Consider the following 15,542-nt stretch of genomic DNA (forward strand, 5'->3'; position numbering starts at 1 on the left):
CGGCGCGCGACGTGCGCGGGCGTATCATCTCGCGCAGCCGCCGTGCGTCTCGTCACCCGGCCCGGTATCGATCGGACAGCGGCCCGCCACGCGCGGGCCGTCGCACATCGGGCGGCGGCACTCCGCATTGCGTATTCCCTTGGCAGTCGAGACAACACCATGATCGTCAGACCACGACAAAACTGGCTCAGGATGCTGTTCGTATGGAACGGCTCCGTGCTGCAGTCGATCATTCCGCAACTCGTGTTCATGGCGATCGTCAGCACGCTGGCGGTCTTCACGAACGGGCGCATCTTCGGCGAGAAGATTCCGCTGAACACCGCGCCGTTCACGCTGTTCGGGCTCGCGCTCGCGATCTTTCTCGCGTTTCGCAACAACGCGAGCTTCGAGCGCTTCAAGGAGGCGCGGCTTCTGTGGGGCAACCTGCTGATCGCCGCGCGCACGGTCACGTCGCAACTGCGGCGCTACCTGCCCGACAGCGTCGGCGACGCGGAGCGCAACCGGCTCGCCGATCTGCTGATCGCGTTCACGTATGCGCTGAAGCATCAACTGCGCCATACCGATCCGGCGCAAGACCTGCAGCGCATCCTCGGCGCCGAGCGCGCCGCCGCGTTCGCGCACAAGTGCTACCAGCCCGTCGCGATTCTCGACGAACTGCGCGGCGGGATCGTCCGCGCGCTGGGGCGCGCGCCCGGCAGCGACGCGACGTGCTGGATGTTCGATGCGCAGCTGGTCGAGCTGGGCAAGGCGGTGGGCGGTTGCGAGCGGATCCTCACGACGCCGATTCCGTTCTCGTACAGCGTGCTGCTGCATCGCACCGTCTATGCTTATTGCGTGCTGCTGCCGTTCGGCCTCGTCGATTCGACGGAGTTTTTCACGCCGCTGATTTGTGTGTTCATTTCGTACACGCTGATCGCGCTCGAAGCGATCGCGAACGAGGTCGCCGAGCCGTTCGGCCTCGCGCCGAACGCGCTCGCGCTCGATGCGATGGCGCGCACGATCGAACGGTCGGTGCTCGAACTGGGCGATCGCGCGATGCCGGAGGAATTCGTGCCGGCGTCGACGTATCAGATCACGTGAGCGGCACGGCGACGCGCGCGGCGGCACGTTTGATTCGGAGAACATCACATGCGCATCTACGTGACGAGCATCTTTGTCGACGATCAGGACAAGGCGCTCGCGTTCTATACCGACATCCTCGGCTTCCGGTTGAAGAACAACGTGCCGGTGGGCGAGTACCGCTGGCTGACGGTCGTGTCGAAGGACCAGCCTGACGGCACCGAGCTGATGCTCGAGCCGAGCCATCATCGCGCGGTCGGGCCTTATCGTCAGGCGCTCTACGAGGACGGCATTCCGGCGGCGTCGTTCCAAGTCGACGATCTCGACGCGGAGTTCGCGCGGCTCGACGCGCTCGGCGTGCGCTTCACGCTGGCGCCGATGGACGCGGGGCCCGTGCGGGTCGCGGTGCTCGACGATACGTGCGGCAACCTCGTGCAGCTGATGCAGATGAAGTGACGCGTGGACGGCGTGATGCTCGACGCGCCGTTTTAAAGCACCGCGACGGGAGGCGCGTGCTGCGTCCAGCTGCGCTCCTGCATGCGGCTCTGGATGCGCCAGCCGCATTCGGTCCTGACCAGCAGGTCGCGATACCACAGCCCGACGAAGTGCACGCGGTCGTCGCCGGATTCGTCGGCCGCGATCATCATTACTTGGCCGGCGGTGCGTGCCGTTGCGGCGTTGCCGTCGACGACCAGCAGCGACGGCGAGATCGTGTGCTGCGTGCCGCGCATCGCCGACGTCGCCTGTTTCAGATAGCGCGCGATGTCCGCACGGTCGCCGACCGGGCCGCCGAATGCGGCGTAGTCGAGCATCGCGTTGTCGGCGAACAGGCGTTCGAACTCGTTCCAGTCGCGCCGGTCGACGGCGTGGCAGTAACGCGTGAGCAGATCCTGGATTTCCAGCCGGTCGATCGTTTCCTGGGGTGTCATGATGGCGCGGACGGTGGGGATGACGGGGAAACGATAGCGGGCGGGGGCGAGTGCGACATCGGCGGAGTGGACTAATCGAGCGCGAGTGTCGGGCTCGCACGTGATGTGTCGGTGACGCTGCGTGAGGATCAGTTCCTGATCTCCGCGGTGTCCCACACACCCAGCGCTATGGCTTTGCCGAGCATGCCGACGGTCAGCGCGTCTCGATCGAACGTATGGGACTTCCTGAGAATGAACTTGCGAACCATGTGATACAGGAGCCCTTCACCCTCCATCAGGAAATAACGCCCGAAATCGTAGTCGCCGCGATCCACACCGAATCGCGCGAAGAAGCGCTCCATGAAGATGTCCGCGTCGTCTCCGGTTTGTCCGAGATCGTCGGCGATCGAGGTCTCCGCGGTAATCCGCTGTTTGCTCGATACTGCCGCCTCCTCGCGAACGAATGCTTCCAGTGCTTCCCAAATGTGGCGGTCGTCCGTCATGGAATCCTGTCCTCCGGTTTTGCAATCTGGTTGTACCGGTAAACAGTGTTCCGGACAATATGGAATGCATCCTTTGCGAGCAATACCCAACCGACGCCTGGAATGGTCCGGCCGACAAATACCGCAAGCCTGTGAGTCAGGATCACGCGCAGACGCTTGATGCTTTTCAGCGTGACGGTCGGTAGTAGCTTGCGCCTGAATTCATACCGGAATATGGATCGTGCCATGACCGATGCAACAGACGTACCTTGAGTTGCCCCGAGCGGCTTGGTACGGGTCGGGAGAATCGGTAGGCCGGAAAGTATCAAAATGACCGCTTCCACGTCGTCTATATCGACCTGCTTGCAGGTTTCGTCTGCGGCAATGAGGAAGAATAATTCGACGGGACTCAGGTTCTGCTGGTTCTGGTAGCGGTAGGTATTCACTCGGCGCCCTCTCGGTGCAGACGAAACGACGCGGATCTACCGCACGTCACGCTCGCGTTGGTTGCAATTTGCGAGGCACGTTAATGAAACCGCCGTTGCGGATCAATGCGTGTGAGGCTGTACCGCCGGCTTTCGATGGACTGATTGGCCGAGCGAGGGATGCTGGGTGGCCTGCGTTTGCCCCCGTCGTTGTTGACGCGCCGCCCAGCAGCGGGCGAGGCATGGACCATGAAGATGGCGACGGGTGGCTCCAATCGAAGTGTTTCCGAGTGTTGCCGGCAGTGTGCCAGGCCGAGATTCGCCTTGGCCGCGAGAGTCGGCCGTCCGACATGACGGCGCGTCGATCTGTTGATCGCGATGCAGCACGCGGATTGCGTTGCACTTGATGTGGACGGTCGGCCGGTTCGAAGTGACATGTTTGTGTAGACTCGTACTCGTTCAACGGAGCCAATCCCATGCAACTTCTCGATCACGTGTCCATCGGAGTTCCTGATATCGACCGGGCACGCCCGTTCTACGACGGTGTCATGGCCGCACTGGGCGCGGCCAAGGTCTACGACCGGCCCAACGCGCTCGGTTATGGCGAACGCTGCAATGCGAACGACATCGCGTCGACCTTCCTGGCGGTGTATCTCGATCCCGCCGAAGTCGGGACGAGCAAGCGGCACTGGTGCTTCAAGGCCGGTTCTCGCGAGCAGGTACATGCATTTTTCGAGGCAGGGCTCTCCGCGGGCGGCCAGTCCGACGGCGATCCCGGATTGAGGCCGCATTATCACGCCGACTACTACGCGGCGTTTCTCGCCGACCCTGCCGGCAACCGGATCGAGGCCGTGTGCCACGCAGCGCCGTCGGCGCACGAGCGGCCGTGACGGTGCTTGCGGACGACTGACCGCGGCTTCGCGGTGTGCCGGTGGGCATCGGGGTAAGCGCGGCGCCGGCAGTGCGCCACGCCACGCCGCCCGGCCGCGTTTGCCGTGCACGGCTCAATCGAAATACGTGAGCCCCATCGCGCCTTTCACCTCGGCCAGCGTCGCGCCGGCCACCTCGCGCGCATGCGTCGTGCCGCGCTTCAGGATCGCCATCACCTCCGCCTTGTCCGCCTCGAATTCGCGGCGGCGCGCACGGATCGGCTCGATCAGCGCCTGCAGCCGCTCGTTCAGCACGCGCTTGACGACGCTGTCGCCGAGGCCGCCGCGGCGATAGTGCGCCTTCAGTTCGTCGACCTTCTGCACGTCGGGCTCGAACGCGTCGAGGAACGTGAACACGACGTTGCCTTCGACCTGGCCGGGATCGCTGACGCGCAGGTGGTTCGGGTCCGTGTACATGTCCTTCACGGCTCGCGTGATCTCGTCCGGCGTCGAGCCGAGCGTGATCGCGTTGCCGAGCGACTTGCTCATCTTCGCCTTGCCGTCGATGCCCGGCAGCCGCGTCACCGCCGACAGCACGGCCTCGCATTCGACCAGCACCGGTTTGTCGACCGTCGCGTTGAAGCGGCGCACGAGTTCGTTGGTCTGTTCGATCATCGGCAGTTGGTCGTCGCCGACCGGCACGTGCGTCGCCTTGAAGGCGGTGATGTCGGCGGCCTGGCTGACGGGGTAGGTCAGGAAGCCGGCCGGGATGTCGCGCTCGAAGCCGCGCAGGCGGATTTCTTCCTTGATGGTCGGATTGCGCTCGAGGCGCGCGACCGTGACGAGGTTGAGCAGGTATTGCGACAGCTCGGCGAGCTCGGGCACCTGCGACTGGACGACGATCGTCGAGATCGCCGGGTCGATGCCGACGGCCAGGTAGTCGAGCGCGACCTCGATCACGTTCTCGGTGACGCGCTGGCGACGGCCCATGTTGTCGGTCAGCGCCTGCGTGTCGGCGAGCAGCAGGAACTGCGTCGCGTCGTGCTGCATCTGCACGCGCGCGCGCAGCGAGCCGATGTAGTGGCCGAGATGCAGCGGGCCGGTCGTGCGGTCGCCGGTGAGGATGGTCGGTCGGGTCGGGGGCGTCATGGTGTGGATTGGCTCCGGGTTATCGAAGCCACCAGCCATGATTCGGGCGCAGAAACGACAATGCCGCCATGGCTGGCGGCATCACGTTCGGGACATGCAAAAGGAAACGGGCCGCCTGGGTCAGGCGCGCCACCAGCGATGCACGTTCGGCGAGGCAGGTTTGGTTTCCATTGCGCGAGTATAGCGTAGTGCGGGGATGGGCGTGCTGCGTCAGCGTATGACCGACTCCATCGCGAGGTAGGCGGTTTCGGCCGACGGCCACAGCAGGTACAGCAGGCCGGCCATCAACAGCAGCGCGCCGGCGCGTACCAGCGGCGTGCGGTCGATCTCGCCCAAGATGCGGATGTGCTGCTTCAGTTTCTTCATGCTTGCAGGCGCAACGTGCGCTACTCCAACGGTTGCTGCAACGGGTCGGGTGGGGCCGACGCCGGGTGTTGCGGGGTTCGACGGGGGGCCGAGCCGGCGGCTCGGCGCGGCAAGGGGATCGCGTGCGGGAGATCGAAAAGGGGAACGATCAGACGCGCCGGATGCGTCTCGCCTGGTGACGCGCATCGTACCAGTTCGACGGCATGCGCATAGTCAAGAATTGTCGGGTGGGGACGGATTAAAGGGACTCAACGTAAAATCAGCGGCGTATGAACGGAGATGCTTTTCCCGACTGCGGGCCATTGCCGACGGCCCATGAGATTGCCGGACGAAGGCCTTGTCACCGGGCCGTTTGTACCGTTCCATACTGCCCACGTGACAGTGCATTTATTTCTTCTCGTGCAAGGTATTCGATATCGTGCGAATTCGATTGCGTCTGATCGCCGCCGACCGTATCCGGGTGATCCGATTGGCTTCCGTTCTTCTGATGGTTGGATGTGCCGCCTGTGCAAGGAACGATTCGCTTCCTCGCAACATGTCGCTGACTGCGTTCAATCCACACCGCGAAGCGTTCGAATGCAAGCATGAAGCCGACGTTGTTCCTCGGATCGATCGAGAGGCAGATCGTTGGAATACGCGAGCGATCGCACTCACCAGTTCGTTGCTGTGGCCGGATCAGCGCGACTATAGGGGGGCCGTCGAGTTATGGGCGAAGGCCGCCGAACGCAAACACTGGAAGGCGATGTTGAATCTGGCGAATGCGTATGCTCGAGGCGAAGGCGTGGATCGTGATTCCGAACATGCCGTTCAGATCACTGAACAGGCGATGAAACTCGGCATTCCGGCGGCCTACGATCTAATGGGCACGTATTACATGGACGGGATCGGGGTGAAGCAGGATGCGAGCAGAGCCTATGCATTCTGGCAACTGGCTGCCGATATGGGGAGTCCGAATGCGATGGCATATTTGGGCAGCAAGATGGACGCGATTTATGACGATCCCAAAGCGGGCTTTTGGGGGAATCGGAAGATTGCGCTTCAAATGCTGGAATGCGGTGTCGCGCAGGGAAACGGGCGTGCAGCATATGAACTGGGGACGACGATCGTCGGTGATCGCGCGGAATTGGGCGAGAACAACGAACACGCACTCGAAACCTTGCATGCGGGTGTGCAATTCGGGAGCGCCGAGAGTGCCGGATGGTTGAGCGCTTCGTTCGGCAAGGGTGATGCGTTGGTCGGCCATGTCAAGGACGAGGCGCGCGCCGAACGCTACGGAATTCTCGCCGACCGCCTCGAACGCGATCCGGACCTTCGTCTGCCGAATCTTGACAAGGTCGTGCCGCTGCCGCCGGCCAAGTTGCCCAAGTGGGACGGCAACAAAACGACATTGATCGATGCGGCGAAACCGGCGCTGCCGGTTTCGGACACGCTCCCCGCTTTCTCCGGGCATCGCCTCGACCACGCACATACGCAGGGGGCGCGGTGATCGCGTCGGTGCAGACCTTCGCGTACAAGTGGACTCCGACCGCGAAGACGCGCGCGGTGGTGTCGGTGGCGAGCTTCGTTGCATGCCGCTACGCAGCGATCGGCGCATCGACGAATTTCGTCGGCGATCTCGTCGATCTCGTGCGCGCTGCTCGTCCTGGCTCGTCGGCCTCGCACTGACGTCGCCGCTGTACTACTGGCTCGCGACGCGCGACAGCGCGTACCGTCGCCGGCAGACGGGCGCGCCTCTGCCGCCGTCGGCGGCGCGGTAAGCGGATCGTCGTTCGTCGCGATTGAATGAAGCGGCGGCCGCATCGGTTGCGATGCGGCCGCCGGGAGATGGGAAAGGAGAGGGAGGGCAGGTTCGGATTCGCGGCATGTCCTAGCGTGCCACGCGTCGCGAACCTGCCCGCCCGCGGATCACACGACCGCGGAACGCGCGACCCGCACCGGCACCGACTTGTACGACGGCGTGCCGCTTTCCTTGTCGATGTAGTCGAGCGGCACGAGCACGTTCGCTTCCGGGTAGTACGCGCCGACCGACCCCGGCGCGATGTCGTACTCGATCGCGGTGATCTTCTCGAGGCGCAGCGTGCGGCCCGATGCGGTGATCGTCTCGATGTCGACGAGGTCGCCGTGTTCGAGCCCGTACTTCGCGAGATCGGCCGGGTTCATGAACAGCACGTCGCGCCGCCCGAACACGCCGCGATAGCGGTCGTCGAGTCCGTAGATCGTCGTGTTGTACTGGTCGTGGCTGCGCAGCGTGATCAGCCGCAGCACCTGCTCGGCGCCGAGCACGTCCGCGTCTTCCTTCACGCCCGTGTAGACCGAGAACATCGCCTTGCCGGTCGGCGTGGGCCACACGCGCTCGGTGGGCGGCAGCGGCAGGCGGAAGCCGCCCGGCGTGCGGATCCGCTCGTTGAACGCCTCGAAGCCGGGCACCGTCTTGTCGATCAGGTCGCGGATGCGGTCGTAGTCGGCGATCAGGTCGAGCCACGCGACCTTGCTGTTCGGCAGCGTCGCATGCGCGATCCCCGCGACGATCGCGGGCTCCGAGCGCAACGCGTCGGACGCCGGCTTGAGCTTGCCGGCCGATGCGTGAACCATCGACATCGAATCCTCGACGGTGATCGATTGCCGGCCGCTCGCCTGCACGTCGAGCTCGGTGCGGCCGAGCACGGGCAAGACATAGGTTTCCTTCGCAACCAGCAGATGCGAGCGGTTCAGCTTCGTGCCGAGATGCACGCTGAGATCGAGCTTCGCCATCGCGGGGAACGACAGCTCGGGATCGGGCAGCGCGACCGCGAAGTTGCCGCCGAGGCACAGCAGCGCCTTGGCCTGGCCGTCGACCATCGCCTGCATGGCCTGCACGGCGTCGTGCCCGTGATGCGCGGGCGGCTTGAAGCCGCACACGTCCTCGATCTTCTGCAGGAACTCGGCCGACGGCTTCTCGGTGATGCCGACCGTGCGGTTGCCCTGCACGTTGGAGTGGCCGCGCAGCGGGCACACGCCCGCGCCGGGCTTGCCGAAGTTGCCGCGCATCAGCAGCAGGTCGGCGATCAGGCGCACGGTCGCGGTGCCCTTGTTGTGCTGCGTGACACCCATCCCGTATGTGACGATCGTCGCGTTCGACTTCGCATAGGCGAGCGCGACCTGTTCGAGCTGCGCCTGGCTCAGGCCGCTCGCGCGCTCGATGTCGTCCCACGAGGTGGCCTGCAGGTCGGTGGAGAACGCGTCGAAGCCGCTGGTGTGCTGCGCGATGAAATCGCGGTCGAGCACGTCGCCGCGCTCGGCCTCGAGCTGCAGCAGCGCCTTCATGATGCCCTTCAGCGCGGCCGCGTCGCCGCCCGCGTCGACCTGGTAGTAGGTCGATGCGATCCGCGTCGAGCCGAACGACGCCATCTCGATCATGTCCTGAGGATCCGCGAAGCGTTCGAGCGCTCGCTCGCGGAGCGGATTGAATACGATGATCGGTACGTGGCGGCGGGAGCACTCGTGCAGCGTGCCCATCATCCGCGGGTGGTTCGTGCCGGGGTTGTGGCCGATCGAGATGATCAGCTCGCAGTGGTCGAAATCCTCCAGCGACACCGTGCCCTTGCCGATCCCGATCGATTGCGGCAGGCCGACGCTGGTCGGCTCGTGGCACATGTTCGAGCAGTCGGGGAAGTTGTTGGTGCCGAGCTCGCGCGCGAACAGCTGATACAGGTACGCGGCTTCGTTCGACGCGCGCCCCGACGTATAGAACTCGACCTGCTCGGGCGGCAGCGCACGCAGCACCTCGCCGATGCGCGCGAACGCATCGTCCCATTCGACCGCGCGGAACGTGTCGGTCGCGCGATCGTAGACGAGCGGATGCGTGAGCCGGCCCATGTTCTCCAGCTCGTAGTCGGACATCCGCAGCAGCGACGACACGGTGTTCGCCGCGAAGAACTCGGGCGTCACGCGCTTGGTCGTTGCCTCCCACGTGACGGCCTTCGCGCCGTTCTCGCAGAACTGGAACGTCGATTTGTGTTCCTTGTCGGGCCACGCGCAGCCGGGACAGTCGAAACCGTCGGGCTGGTTGGTCCGCATCAGCACGATCGGCGCCTCGATGGCATCCATCTGCGTTCGCACCGCGTCGGCTGTGGCGCGAAGCGCGCCCCAACCGCCGGCGGGCCCGTCGTACTTCCTGATGCCTGGCACTTCGCGTCGATTTGTCATGTGAATCTCCGTGAACCGGTCCCGCTGCGGGGTGGCTCGAGTTGCGCCGCGTGGCGGCGTGGGGCGGCTCCGTCCGGTGGACGGAGCCGGTCATGCGGGCCCGTGCGTGCGGGCCCGCGTGGTATCACTGCGCGTCCTTCTTCGCACCGGACGCCTTCTTGCCGGATGCCTTTGCTACAGGTGGCGGTGCGTCGGCCTTCGCTTCGTCATCCTTTTCATCGGCCGATGCCTTCGCGGCCTTGCCGTTCGGCCTGGCCTTGCCGTCGGCGTCCTGCTTCGCGTCCTTGACTTCAGGCGGCGCCAGCTTGTTGAACTTCACTTCGTCGCTGGCCTTGTCGTAGTCGACCTCGACGCGATCGCCGGACGTCAGCTTGTCCGCCAGGATTTCCTTCGCGAGCTTCGTCTCGATGATCTGTCGCACCTGGCGTTTCAGTTCGCGCGCGCCGAACTCCGGCTGGTAGCCGGCTTCGGTCAGGTGTTCGACGAGCGAATCGCCCATCACGAGCGTGATGTCCTGCGCGGCGGCGGTGCGCACCACGCGGTCGAGCTGGATCTGCACGATCGAGCGGATGTTCTCCTTCGACAGCGCATGGAACACGATCACCTCGTCGATCCGGTTCAGGAACTCGGGGCGGAAATGGCCCTTCAGCACCTGCATCAGCTGCTCGCGGATCGCCTTGTCGGTCTTGCGCGCGGCTTCCGGCTGCGTGAGGTTGTCCATGATGATCGCGGCGCCGAGGTTGCTCGTCGCGATGATGATCGTGTTGCTGAAGTCGACCACGCGGCCCTTGCCGTCGGTCAGCCGGCCGTCGTCGAACACCTGCAGCAGCACGTTGTAGACGTCCGGATGGGCCTTCTCGATCTCGTCGAGCAGGATCACGCTGTACGGGCGGCGCCGCACGCGCTCGGTGAGCTGGCCGCCTTCGTCGTAGCCGACGTAGCCGGGCGGCGCGCCGATCAGCCGCGCGACCGCGTGCCGCTCCATATACTCGGACATGTCGATGCGGATGATCGCCTGCTCGTCGCCGAACACGGTCTCGGCCAGCGCCTTCGCGAGCTCGGTCTTGCCGACGCCGGTCGGCCCGAGGAACAGGAACGTCGCGATCGGCCGGTGCGTCTGGCCGAGCCCGGCGCGCGACAGCCGCACCGCGTCGCTGACGGCGACCACCGCGTCGTTCTGGCCGACCACGCGCTCGCGCAGCTGCTCTTCCATCTTCAGCAGCTTCTGGCGTTCTTCCTGCGTGAGCTCCGACACCGGAATGCCGGTCAGCCGCGACACGACTTCGGCGACCGATTCGACGGTCACCTCGAGCGTCTCGGAACCGGTCTTGCGCTGCCACGCTTCCATCTTTTCATCGAGCGACTTCTGCTTCTCGTTGATCTGTTCTTCGAACTGCTTCGCTTCGTCGAAGCGCTTGCGCGACGTCGCGTAGTCCTGCTCGCGCTTCAACTGCGCGATCTGCGCTTCGCCTTCCTGGATGTCGACGGGGCGCGACGTCGCGCCGATCCGCACGCGCGCGGCGGCCTGGTCGATCAGGTCGATCGCCTTGTCGGGCAGGAAGCGCGCGGTGATGTAGCGGTCGGCGAACTCGGCGGCCGCGACGAACGCGTCGTCGGCGAACGTCACCTGATGGTGCGCCTCGAGGCTGTCGCGCAGCCCGCGCAGGATCACGATCGTCTGCTCGACGCTCGGCTCCGGCACGAACACCGGCTGGAAGCGCCGCTCCAGCGCTGCGTCCTTCTCGATGTGCTTCTGGTATTCGTTCAGCGTGGTCGCGCCGATCAGGCTCAGCTCGCCGCGCGCGAGCGCCGGCTTCAGCACGTTCGCGATGTCGAGCCCGCCTTCGCCGCCGCCCTGGCCCGCGCCGACGATCGTATGCAGCTCGTCGATGAACAGGATCAGTTCGTCATGCTTAGCGGTCACTTCGTCGATCAGCTGCTTCGCGCGCTCCTCGAATTCGCCGCGATACTTCGCGCCGGCGACCATCGAGTTGATGTTGACTTCGACGAGCCGCTTGCCGCGCAGCACTTCGGGCACGTCGCCGTTCACGATCCGCTGCGCGAGGCCTTCGACGATCGCGGTCTTGCCGACGCCCGGCTCGCCTATCAGCACCGGGTTGTTCTTCTTGCGGCGCGCGAGCACCTCGATCGTGCTTTCGATTTCCTGCGCGCGGCCGAGCACCGGGTCGAGCTTGCCCTGGCGCGCGATCGCGGTGAGGTCGCGGCCGAACTTGTCGAGATTCGGCGTGCCGGTCGGCGCATCGACGCGGCCGTCTTCCGCACCCTTGCCGACGACCTTCACGACCTTCTGGCGCAGCGCTTCAGGCGTCACGCCGTATTTCTTCAGCAGCGTGCCGGCGATGCTGTCCGGTACCGACGCGAGACCGATCAGCAGGTGCTCGGGGCCGATGTACGAGTGACCGAGGTCGCGCGACGCCTGGAACGCGTACTGCACGGCCTTCTTCACGCGCGGCGAGATCGACAGCTTGTCGAGCGACGCATCGGGGGAGGCCGTGCCGGTGTGCGCGTGCTCGTCGATGTACGACTTGATGTCCTGTGGCGACAGCTTCAGTTCCTTCAGCAGCGCGGCGCAGACGTCGGTGTCCGCGAGTGCGTACAGCAGGTGTTCGCTGTCGAGTTCGCTGCGGCGCAGCTCGTGCGCCTTCTCGGCCGCGCGCTGCAGCAGTTCGAGCGTCTGCTCGCTGAACGCGTCGGTCGGGTCGACCGATTCGCGCGGAATCTCCGCGGCAAGCGGCGACGCGTCGCCGGACTCGCCGAACAGCGACGACGTGCCGCCGCCCAGCAGCGAGTCGAACGGGTTCAGCATGCTCTGATGGCGCATCAGCTGACGGAAGTGGTAGTCGCAGATCGAGATCGTCTTGCGCTCGCCGTCCTGCATCACGGTGGCGCGCGCGACGGCCGGCCGGGCGTGACAGATGTCGCAAAGTGCGGGCATGGTGGTCTGGCTCCTGTCAATGAACGTGAATCGAAAGGGAAGTCCCGATGCGCGATGGCGCCGGGGCGTGCCTGCCGCACGACGCGGCCGGCGGCGCGCGCGCCATGCCGGCGCCCTCGCGCAGCGCGCGCCGGCATGGCGACCGGCCGTGCTCGACGCCGGCAACACCGGTGCTTCGCGGCGCCTGCGCCATCACGTCGACTGCGTTCAAAATAGCGAATCGGCCCAGGGCCTCCAAGACACAGTTCCGCATCGGCCCGGCCGGGAATTGCACCCTCACAAGCGTGCGAGCATGAGACGCAAGGAGTACAGACGAGCGCGCATGCGGGTGCGGCGCGCGGGATGCGCAAACGTGGCGGCGTGCGACGCGCGCGAAGCGCGGTGCGACATCGGCGCGCAGGGCGCCGGCAGGGAGTAAACGGGAAGGGGCGCGCGCGACGAAACGCGGCGCGCGCGCATCTGCGCGAGCGCGCCGGACGGCAGCGTGCGCGGACGGGGCAGGCTGGGCCTCGCGCGCACCGCAACCGGTGCGTGGCGCGAGGCCGCTGGCGAAGCGGGCGGGTTGCACGGTGCGGGCCGGACATGGCCCAACCGTGGCGAGGCGGCGTCAGTCGGAGAGTGTCATCGCAAGTTTCTGCCGTGCGATCTGCTTCACGTCGGTTGACAGTGCCGCATTCTGCAGACCATTGGCCCAGACGGAGAATGAATCCTCGATCAGGTTGCGCGTGTCGGGCGGCAGTTCGGCCAGCATCAGCGACACCACGGTGAACAATACGGCGGTGTCGCCGGCCTGGCGGCTCGCGTTCGCGTCGACGGCCTGCTTCAGGCCGTCGATCGACGCTTGCAGTGCCTGTAATGCTTCATTCGATTCGCTCATTTCTCGCTCCATGCAGGATGGTTCGATCGGCGACGAACGTGCGGCCGGCCATGCGGCCGGTGTACGCGATGCCCGTCGGGCATCGCGCGGGCGGAACGTCAGGTCGCCGGGTTGCCCTGCGGCGCCACGGCCACCGATGCCTCGCTCGTCAGCATCAGGAACGTGAAGGTTTCGCGCAGGTAAAGGCGAACGACCTTGTCGGTATGGCTCGTGTAGCCGATCGACACGTCTTCGCCGAGGTGCAGTTCATAGTCGCCGCCGCGGGTGGACAGCACGCAGCCGCCGCTGATCGCCGGCGCCCAGATGATCTCGCCGCTGACGATGCGCTTGATGTGGCCGAGGACCGGATAGCCCTGGTCGCGCGCCTCGCTGAGCGCCGTGTAGGCGTCCGAGCCGAGCACGACCGAGTACGGGCCGTCGACGCCGGCGAGCCGCAGCGCTTCCAGCGCGTCGCTGATCGCGTCCGGATACGCGCTGACGTCGGCCGGCAGCGTGAGCTTGCGGTTCGACGTGCCTTCGCGGATGCCGACGATGTCCGCGGCCAGATAGCCGTCGAAGATCGCGCCGTCTTCCGCGAACGCGAGGCGTTGCGCGGCGTCCTTCGCCGGCTGCCAGTCGGCATCGCGCGCGCCGCGCTCGACGCTGTCGATCGCATCGCGGCTCAACTCGAACGGCACCGTCAGCTCGACGATCGTGCGGACTTCGCGCAGCCGTGCGCCCACCAGCTCGCGCGGCGCCGCGACCTCGCGCAGATGCCCGGTGCCGACGGCCGACAGCTCGGGGCCGGCCGGGCCCTCGACGTCGACCACGCGGCGCCCGGCCACCGAGCGCTTGAAGGTGCGTGCCACCTCTTCCTCGATCTGCTCCCAGGCGGACGAGGAAATCGGCGCGAGTTCGCGGTGCAGGTTATTCATAGGCTTTGGCTCCTTTCAGCGATCCGATGTTCAGCGAGCCGTCACGACGCGACTCGGGCGATGCGGGGGCCGGCTGCGCGGCGGTGGTGGCGTCGGCGGCGGCCGGTGCGGCGCGATCGGCGAGCGCTTCGAGCAGGTCGGCCGAAGGCACGAAGAACAGCGAGCCGGTGACGGCGCGGCTGTAGTCGAGCAGCCGGTCGTAGTTGCCGGGCGGGCGGCCGACGAACATGTTCTCGAGCATCTGCTCGATCGGCGCCGGCGAGCGCGCGTAGCCGATGAAGTAGGTGCCGAATTCGCCGGAACCGGGGCGCCCGAACGGCATGTTGTCGCGCAGGATCTTCACTTCCTGGCCGTTCTCGTCGAGCGTGGTCAGCGAGCTGTGCGAGCACGACGGCTTCACGTCCGGCGCGAGCTCGATGTCGGACAATTTGGTGCGCCCGATGATGCGCTCCTGCGTCTCGACCGCGAGCGCGTTCCAGCCGGCCATGTCGTGCAGGTACTTCTGCACGATCACGTAGCTGCCACCCGCGAATTCGGCATCTTCGTCGTCGATCACCGTGAAGTCGACCGCGTCGCGGCCCTCCGGGTTCTCGGTGCCGTCGACGAAGCCGATCATCGCGCGCTGGTCGAAGTTGCGGAAGCCGTGCACCTCGTCGACGACCGTGACCGCGTCGCCGAGCGCGCCGAGCAATTGGGTCGCGAGTTCGAAGCACAGGTCCATCGCGTCGGCGCGGATGTGCAGCAGGATGTCGCCCGGCGTCGCGACCGCGACGCGCTGGCCGGCGCCGAATTCGCGGAACGGATGCAGCGACGCGGGGCGCGGATCGCCGAACAGCGCATCCCATGCGTCGGCGCCGAAGCCGCATACGCAGGACAGGTTGCCGCCCGGCACGCGTTTGCCGACCGAGCGCACGAGCGCGGCGATGTCGCCGCACCACGCGCGGATCGTGTCGGCGCGCTCGGCGCCCGGGTTGACGGTTGCGACGAGGAAGATCGCGCTGCGCGTGATCGGGCTGTGAACGGCCTGGGAAAGCGGGGGACGGGTTTGCATCGCGGCCTGCCGGTCAGTCATGTCGGGACGGACGGGCCGCGGATGCCGCGGCGCGCGAAGACGAACGGTTGGACTGTGTCATGCGACTGTTCTCTTTGTGACATGCGGATGAAGGACGTTGCGCGGGCATCGCGCAACGGGCCGCAGCGGCGGCGGCCTGCCGCCCGGGCGCGCAAGGGGAGGCCGGCTCGGTGGCCGCGCGTTCGCCCGGCGCGCAGCCTCGCCGCACCGCGTAACGTCGTCGAGCATGCAATCTAGCAGCTTCGGCGGGTCTTTGGAACACGTATCGCCAATCTGTCAT

General features: G+C 66.1%; 14 protein-coding genes and 1 pseudogene. 5 read left to right on the plus strand and 10 right to left on the minus strand.

All coding sequences use genetic code 11. From position 1 onward, the window contains the following. Positions 1–159 precede the first annotated feature (159 nt). Together U4Y91_RS04270 and U4Y91_RS04275 are read left to right on the plus strand one after the other, a co-directional pair. Positions 160–1,080, plus strand: coding sequence for a bestrophin family protein (locus U4Y91_RS04270; protein ID WP_321803544.1), 921 nt, complete (start codon positions 160–162; stop codon positions 1,078–1,080). A 48-nt stretch (positions 1,081–1,128) separates the two neighbouring features. Then, entirely contained in the window at positions 1,129–1,515 is a 387-nt protein-coding gene (locus U4Y91_RS04275; RefSeq protein ID WP_321803546.1) for a VOC family protein, read from the plus strand. 32 nt (positions 1,516–1,547) lie between these two features. On the opposite strand, the gene U4Y91_RS04280 is transcribed toward U4Y91_RS04275, so the two are convergent. The 3 genes from U4Y91_RS04280 to U4Y91_RS04290 all read right to left on the minus strand — a co-directional run bounded on the left by U4Y91_RS04280 (position 1,548) and on the right by U4Y91_RS04290 (position 2,895). Continuing rightward, positions 1,548–1,988 carry a nuclear transport factor 2 family protein gene (locus U4Y91_RS04280; protein ID WP_321803547.1) on the minus strand — a complete coding sequence of 147 codons (441 nt, stop codon included), beginning with the start codon at positions 1,986–1,988 and terminating at the stop codon, positions 1,548–1,550. A 128-nt stretch (positions 1,989–2,116) separates the two neighbouring features. Continuing rightward, a complete protein-coding gene (locus tag U4Y91_RS04285) occupies positions 2,117–2,470 on the minus strand; it encodes a DUF1493 family protein (RefSeq protein WP_321803549.1) in 354 nt (117 codons plus the stop codon). Then, on the minus strand, positions 2,467–2,895 hold the full coding sequence (locus U4Y91_RS04290; protein WP_321803551.1) for an STM2901 family protein: 429 nt from the start codon (positions 2,893–2,895) through the stop codon (positions 2,467–2,469). The genes U4Y91_RS04285 and U4Y91_RS04290 overlap by 4 nt, the downstream gene beginning before the upstream one ends. A gap of 455 nt (positions 2,896–3,350) precedes the next feature. Here U4Y91_RS04290 and U4Y91_RS04295 point away from each other — a divergent pair, with 455 nt between their 5' ends. Then, entirely contained in the window at positions 3,351–3,764 is a 414-nt protein-coding gene (locus U4Y91_RS04295) for a VOC family protein (RefSeq protein WP_321803552.1), read from the plus strand. Positions 3,765–3,878: 114 nt separating this feature from the next. Here U4Y91_RS04295 and trpS read toward each other — a convergent pair whose 3' ends face one another. Together trpS and U4Y91_RS04305 are read right to left on the minus strand one after the other, a co-directional pair. Continuing rightward, a complete protein-coding gene (trpS, locus tag U4Y91_RS04300; RefSeq protein WP_321803554.1) occupies positions 3,879–4,892 on the minus strand; it encodes a tryptophan--tRNA ligase in 1,014 nt (337 codons plus the stop codon). A gap of 210 nt (positions 4,893–5,102) precedes the next feature. Next, positions 5,103–5,258, minus strand: coding sequence for a hypothetical protein (locus tag U4Y91_RS04305; RefSeq protein WP_185715783.1), 156 nt, complete (start codon positions 5,256–5,258; stop codon positions 5,103–5,105). 430 nt (positions 5,259–5,688) lie between these two features. Here U4Y91_RS04305 and U4Y91_RS04310 point away from each other — a divergent pair, with 430 nt between their 5' ends. Together U4Y91_RS04310 and U4Y91_RS04315 are read left to right on the plus strand one after the other, a co-directional pair. After that, positions 5,689–6,744, plus strand: a complete 1,056-nt coding sequence (locus tag U4Y91_RS04310) for a DUF6396 domain-containing protein (protein WP_321803556.1) — start codon at positions 5,689–5,691, stop codon at positions 6,742–6,744. After that, positions 6,738–7,015: pseudogene (locus U4Y91_RS04315) on the plus strand (cytosine permease); the annotation flags it as partial. The gene U4Y91_RS04310 and the pseudogene U4Y91_RS04315, both read left to right, overlap by 7 nt. 148 nt (positions 7,016–7,163) lie before the next feature. On the opposite strand, the gene U4Y91_RS04320 reads toward U4Y91_RS04315, so the two are convergent. From U4Y91_RS04320 to U4Y91_RS04340, 5 genes are all read right to left on the minus strand, one after another. Continuing rightward, the gene (locus U4Y91_RS04320; RefSeq protein WP_321803558.1) at positions 7,164–9,443 is read right to left on the minus strand and encodes an FdhF/YdeP family oxidoreductase; all 2,280 of its coding nucleotides are present in this window, start codon (positions 9,441–9,443) and stop codon (positions 7,164–7,166) included. A gap of 124 nt (positions 9,444–9,567) precedes the next feature. Further along, a complete protein-coding gene (locus U4Y91_RS04325) occupies positions 9,568–12,399 on the minus strand; it encodes an ATP-dependent Clp protease ATP-binding subunit (protein ID WP_321803560.1) in 2,832 nt (943 codons plus the stop codon). Positions 12,400–13,006: 607 nt separating this feature from the next. After that, the gene (locus U4Y91_RS04330) at positions 13,007–13,276 is read right to left on the minus strand and encodes a hypothetical protein (RefSeq protein WP_321803562.1); all 270 of its coding nucleotides are present in this window, start codon (positions 13,274–13,276) and stop codon (positions 13,007–13,009) included. A gap of 98 nt (positions 13,277–13,374) precedes the next feature. After that, a complete protein-coding gene (locus U4Y91_RS04335; RefSeq protein ID WP_044848156.1) occupies positions 13,375–14,190 on the minus strand; it encodes a family 1 encapsulin nanocompartment shell protein in 816 nt (271 codons plus the stop codon). Then, complete coding sequence (locus U4Y91_RS04340) at positions 14,183–15,262, minus strand: Dyp-type peroxidase (RefSeq protein ID WP_321803564.1); 1,080 nt, start codon at positions 15,260–15,262, stop codon at positions 14,183–14,185. Before U4Y91_RS04340 ends, U4Y91_RS04335 begins: the two co-directional genes overlap by 8 nt. Positions 15,263–15,542 lie beyond the last annotated feature (280 nt).

It is taken from the genome of Burkholderia sp. BCC1993 (assembly GCF_905339865.1).
GTDB lineage: Bacteria > Pseudomonadota > Gammaproteobacteria > Burkholderiales > Burkholderiaceae > Burkholderia.

Coding starts and splice junctions, on each gene's coding strand:
- U4Y91_RS04270 (WP_321803544.1), top strand. CDS start 160: ATGATCGTCAGACCACGACAAAACTGGCTCAGGATGCTGTTCGTATGG.
- U4Y91_RS04305 (WP_185715783.1), bottom strand. CDS start 5,258: ATGAAGAAACTGAAGCAGCACATCCGCATCTTGGGCGAGATCGACCGC.
- U4Y91_RS04330 (WP_321803562.1), bottom strand. CDS start 13,276: ATGAGCGAATCGAATGAAGCATTACAGGCACTGCAAGCGTCGATCGAC.
- U4Y91_RS04275 (WP_321803546.1), top strand. CDS start 1,129: ATGCGCATCTACGTGACGAGCATCTTTGTCGACGATCAGGACAAGGCG.
- trpS (WP_321803554.1), bottom strand. CDS start 4,892: ATGACGCCCCCGACCCGACCGACCATCCTCACCGGCGACCGCACGACC.
- U4Y91_RS04295 (WP_321803552.1), top strand. CDS start 3,351: ATGCAACTTCTCGATCACGTGTCCATCGGAGTTCCTGATATCGACCGG.
- U4Y91_RS04285 (WP_321803549.1), bottom strand. CDS start 2,470: ATGACGGACGACCGCCACATTTGGGAAGCACTGGAAGCATTCGTTCGC.
- U4Y91_RS04280 (WP_321803547.1), bottom strand. CDS start 1,988: ATGACACCCCAGGAAACGATCGACCGGCTGGAAATCCAGGATCTGCTC.
- U4Y91_RS04325 (WP_321803560.1), bottom strand. CDS start 12,399: ATGCCCGCACTTTGCGACATCTGTCACGCCCGGCCGGCCGTCGCGCGC.
- U4Y91_RS04335 (WP_044848156.1), bottom strand. CDS start 14,190: ATGAATAACCTGCACCGCGAACTCGCGCCGATTTCCTCGTCCGCCTGG.
- U4Y91_RS04340 (WP_321803564.1), bottom strand. CDS start 15,262: ATGACTGACCGGCAGGCCGCGATGCAAACCCGTCCCCCGCTTTCCCAG.
- U4Y91_RS04320 (WP_321803558.1), bottom strand. CDS start 9,443: ATGACAAATCGACGCGAAGTGCCAGGCATCAGGAAGTACGACGGGCCC.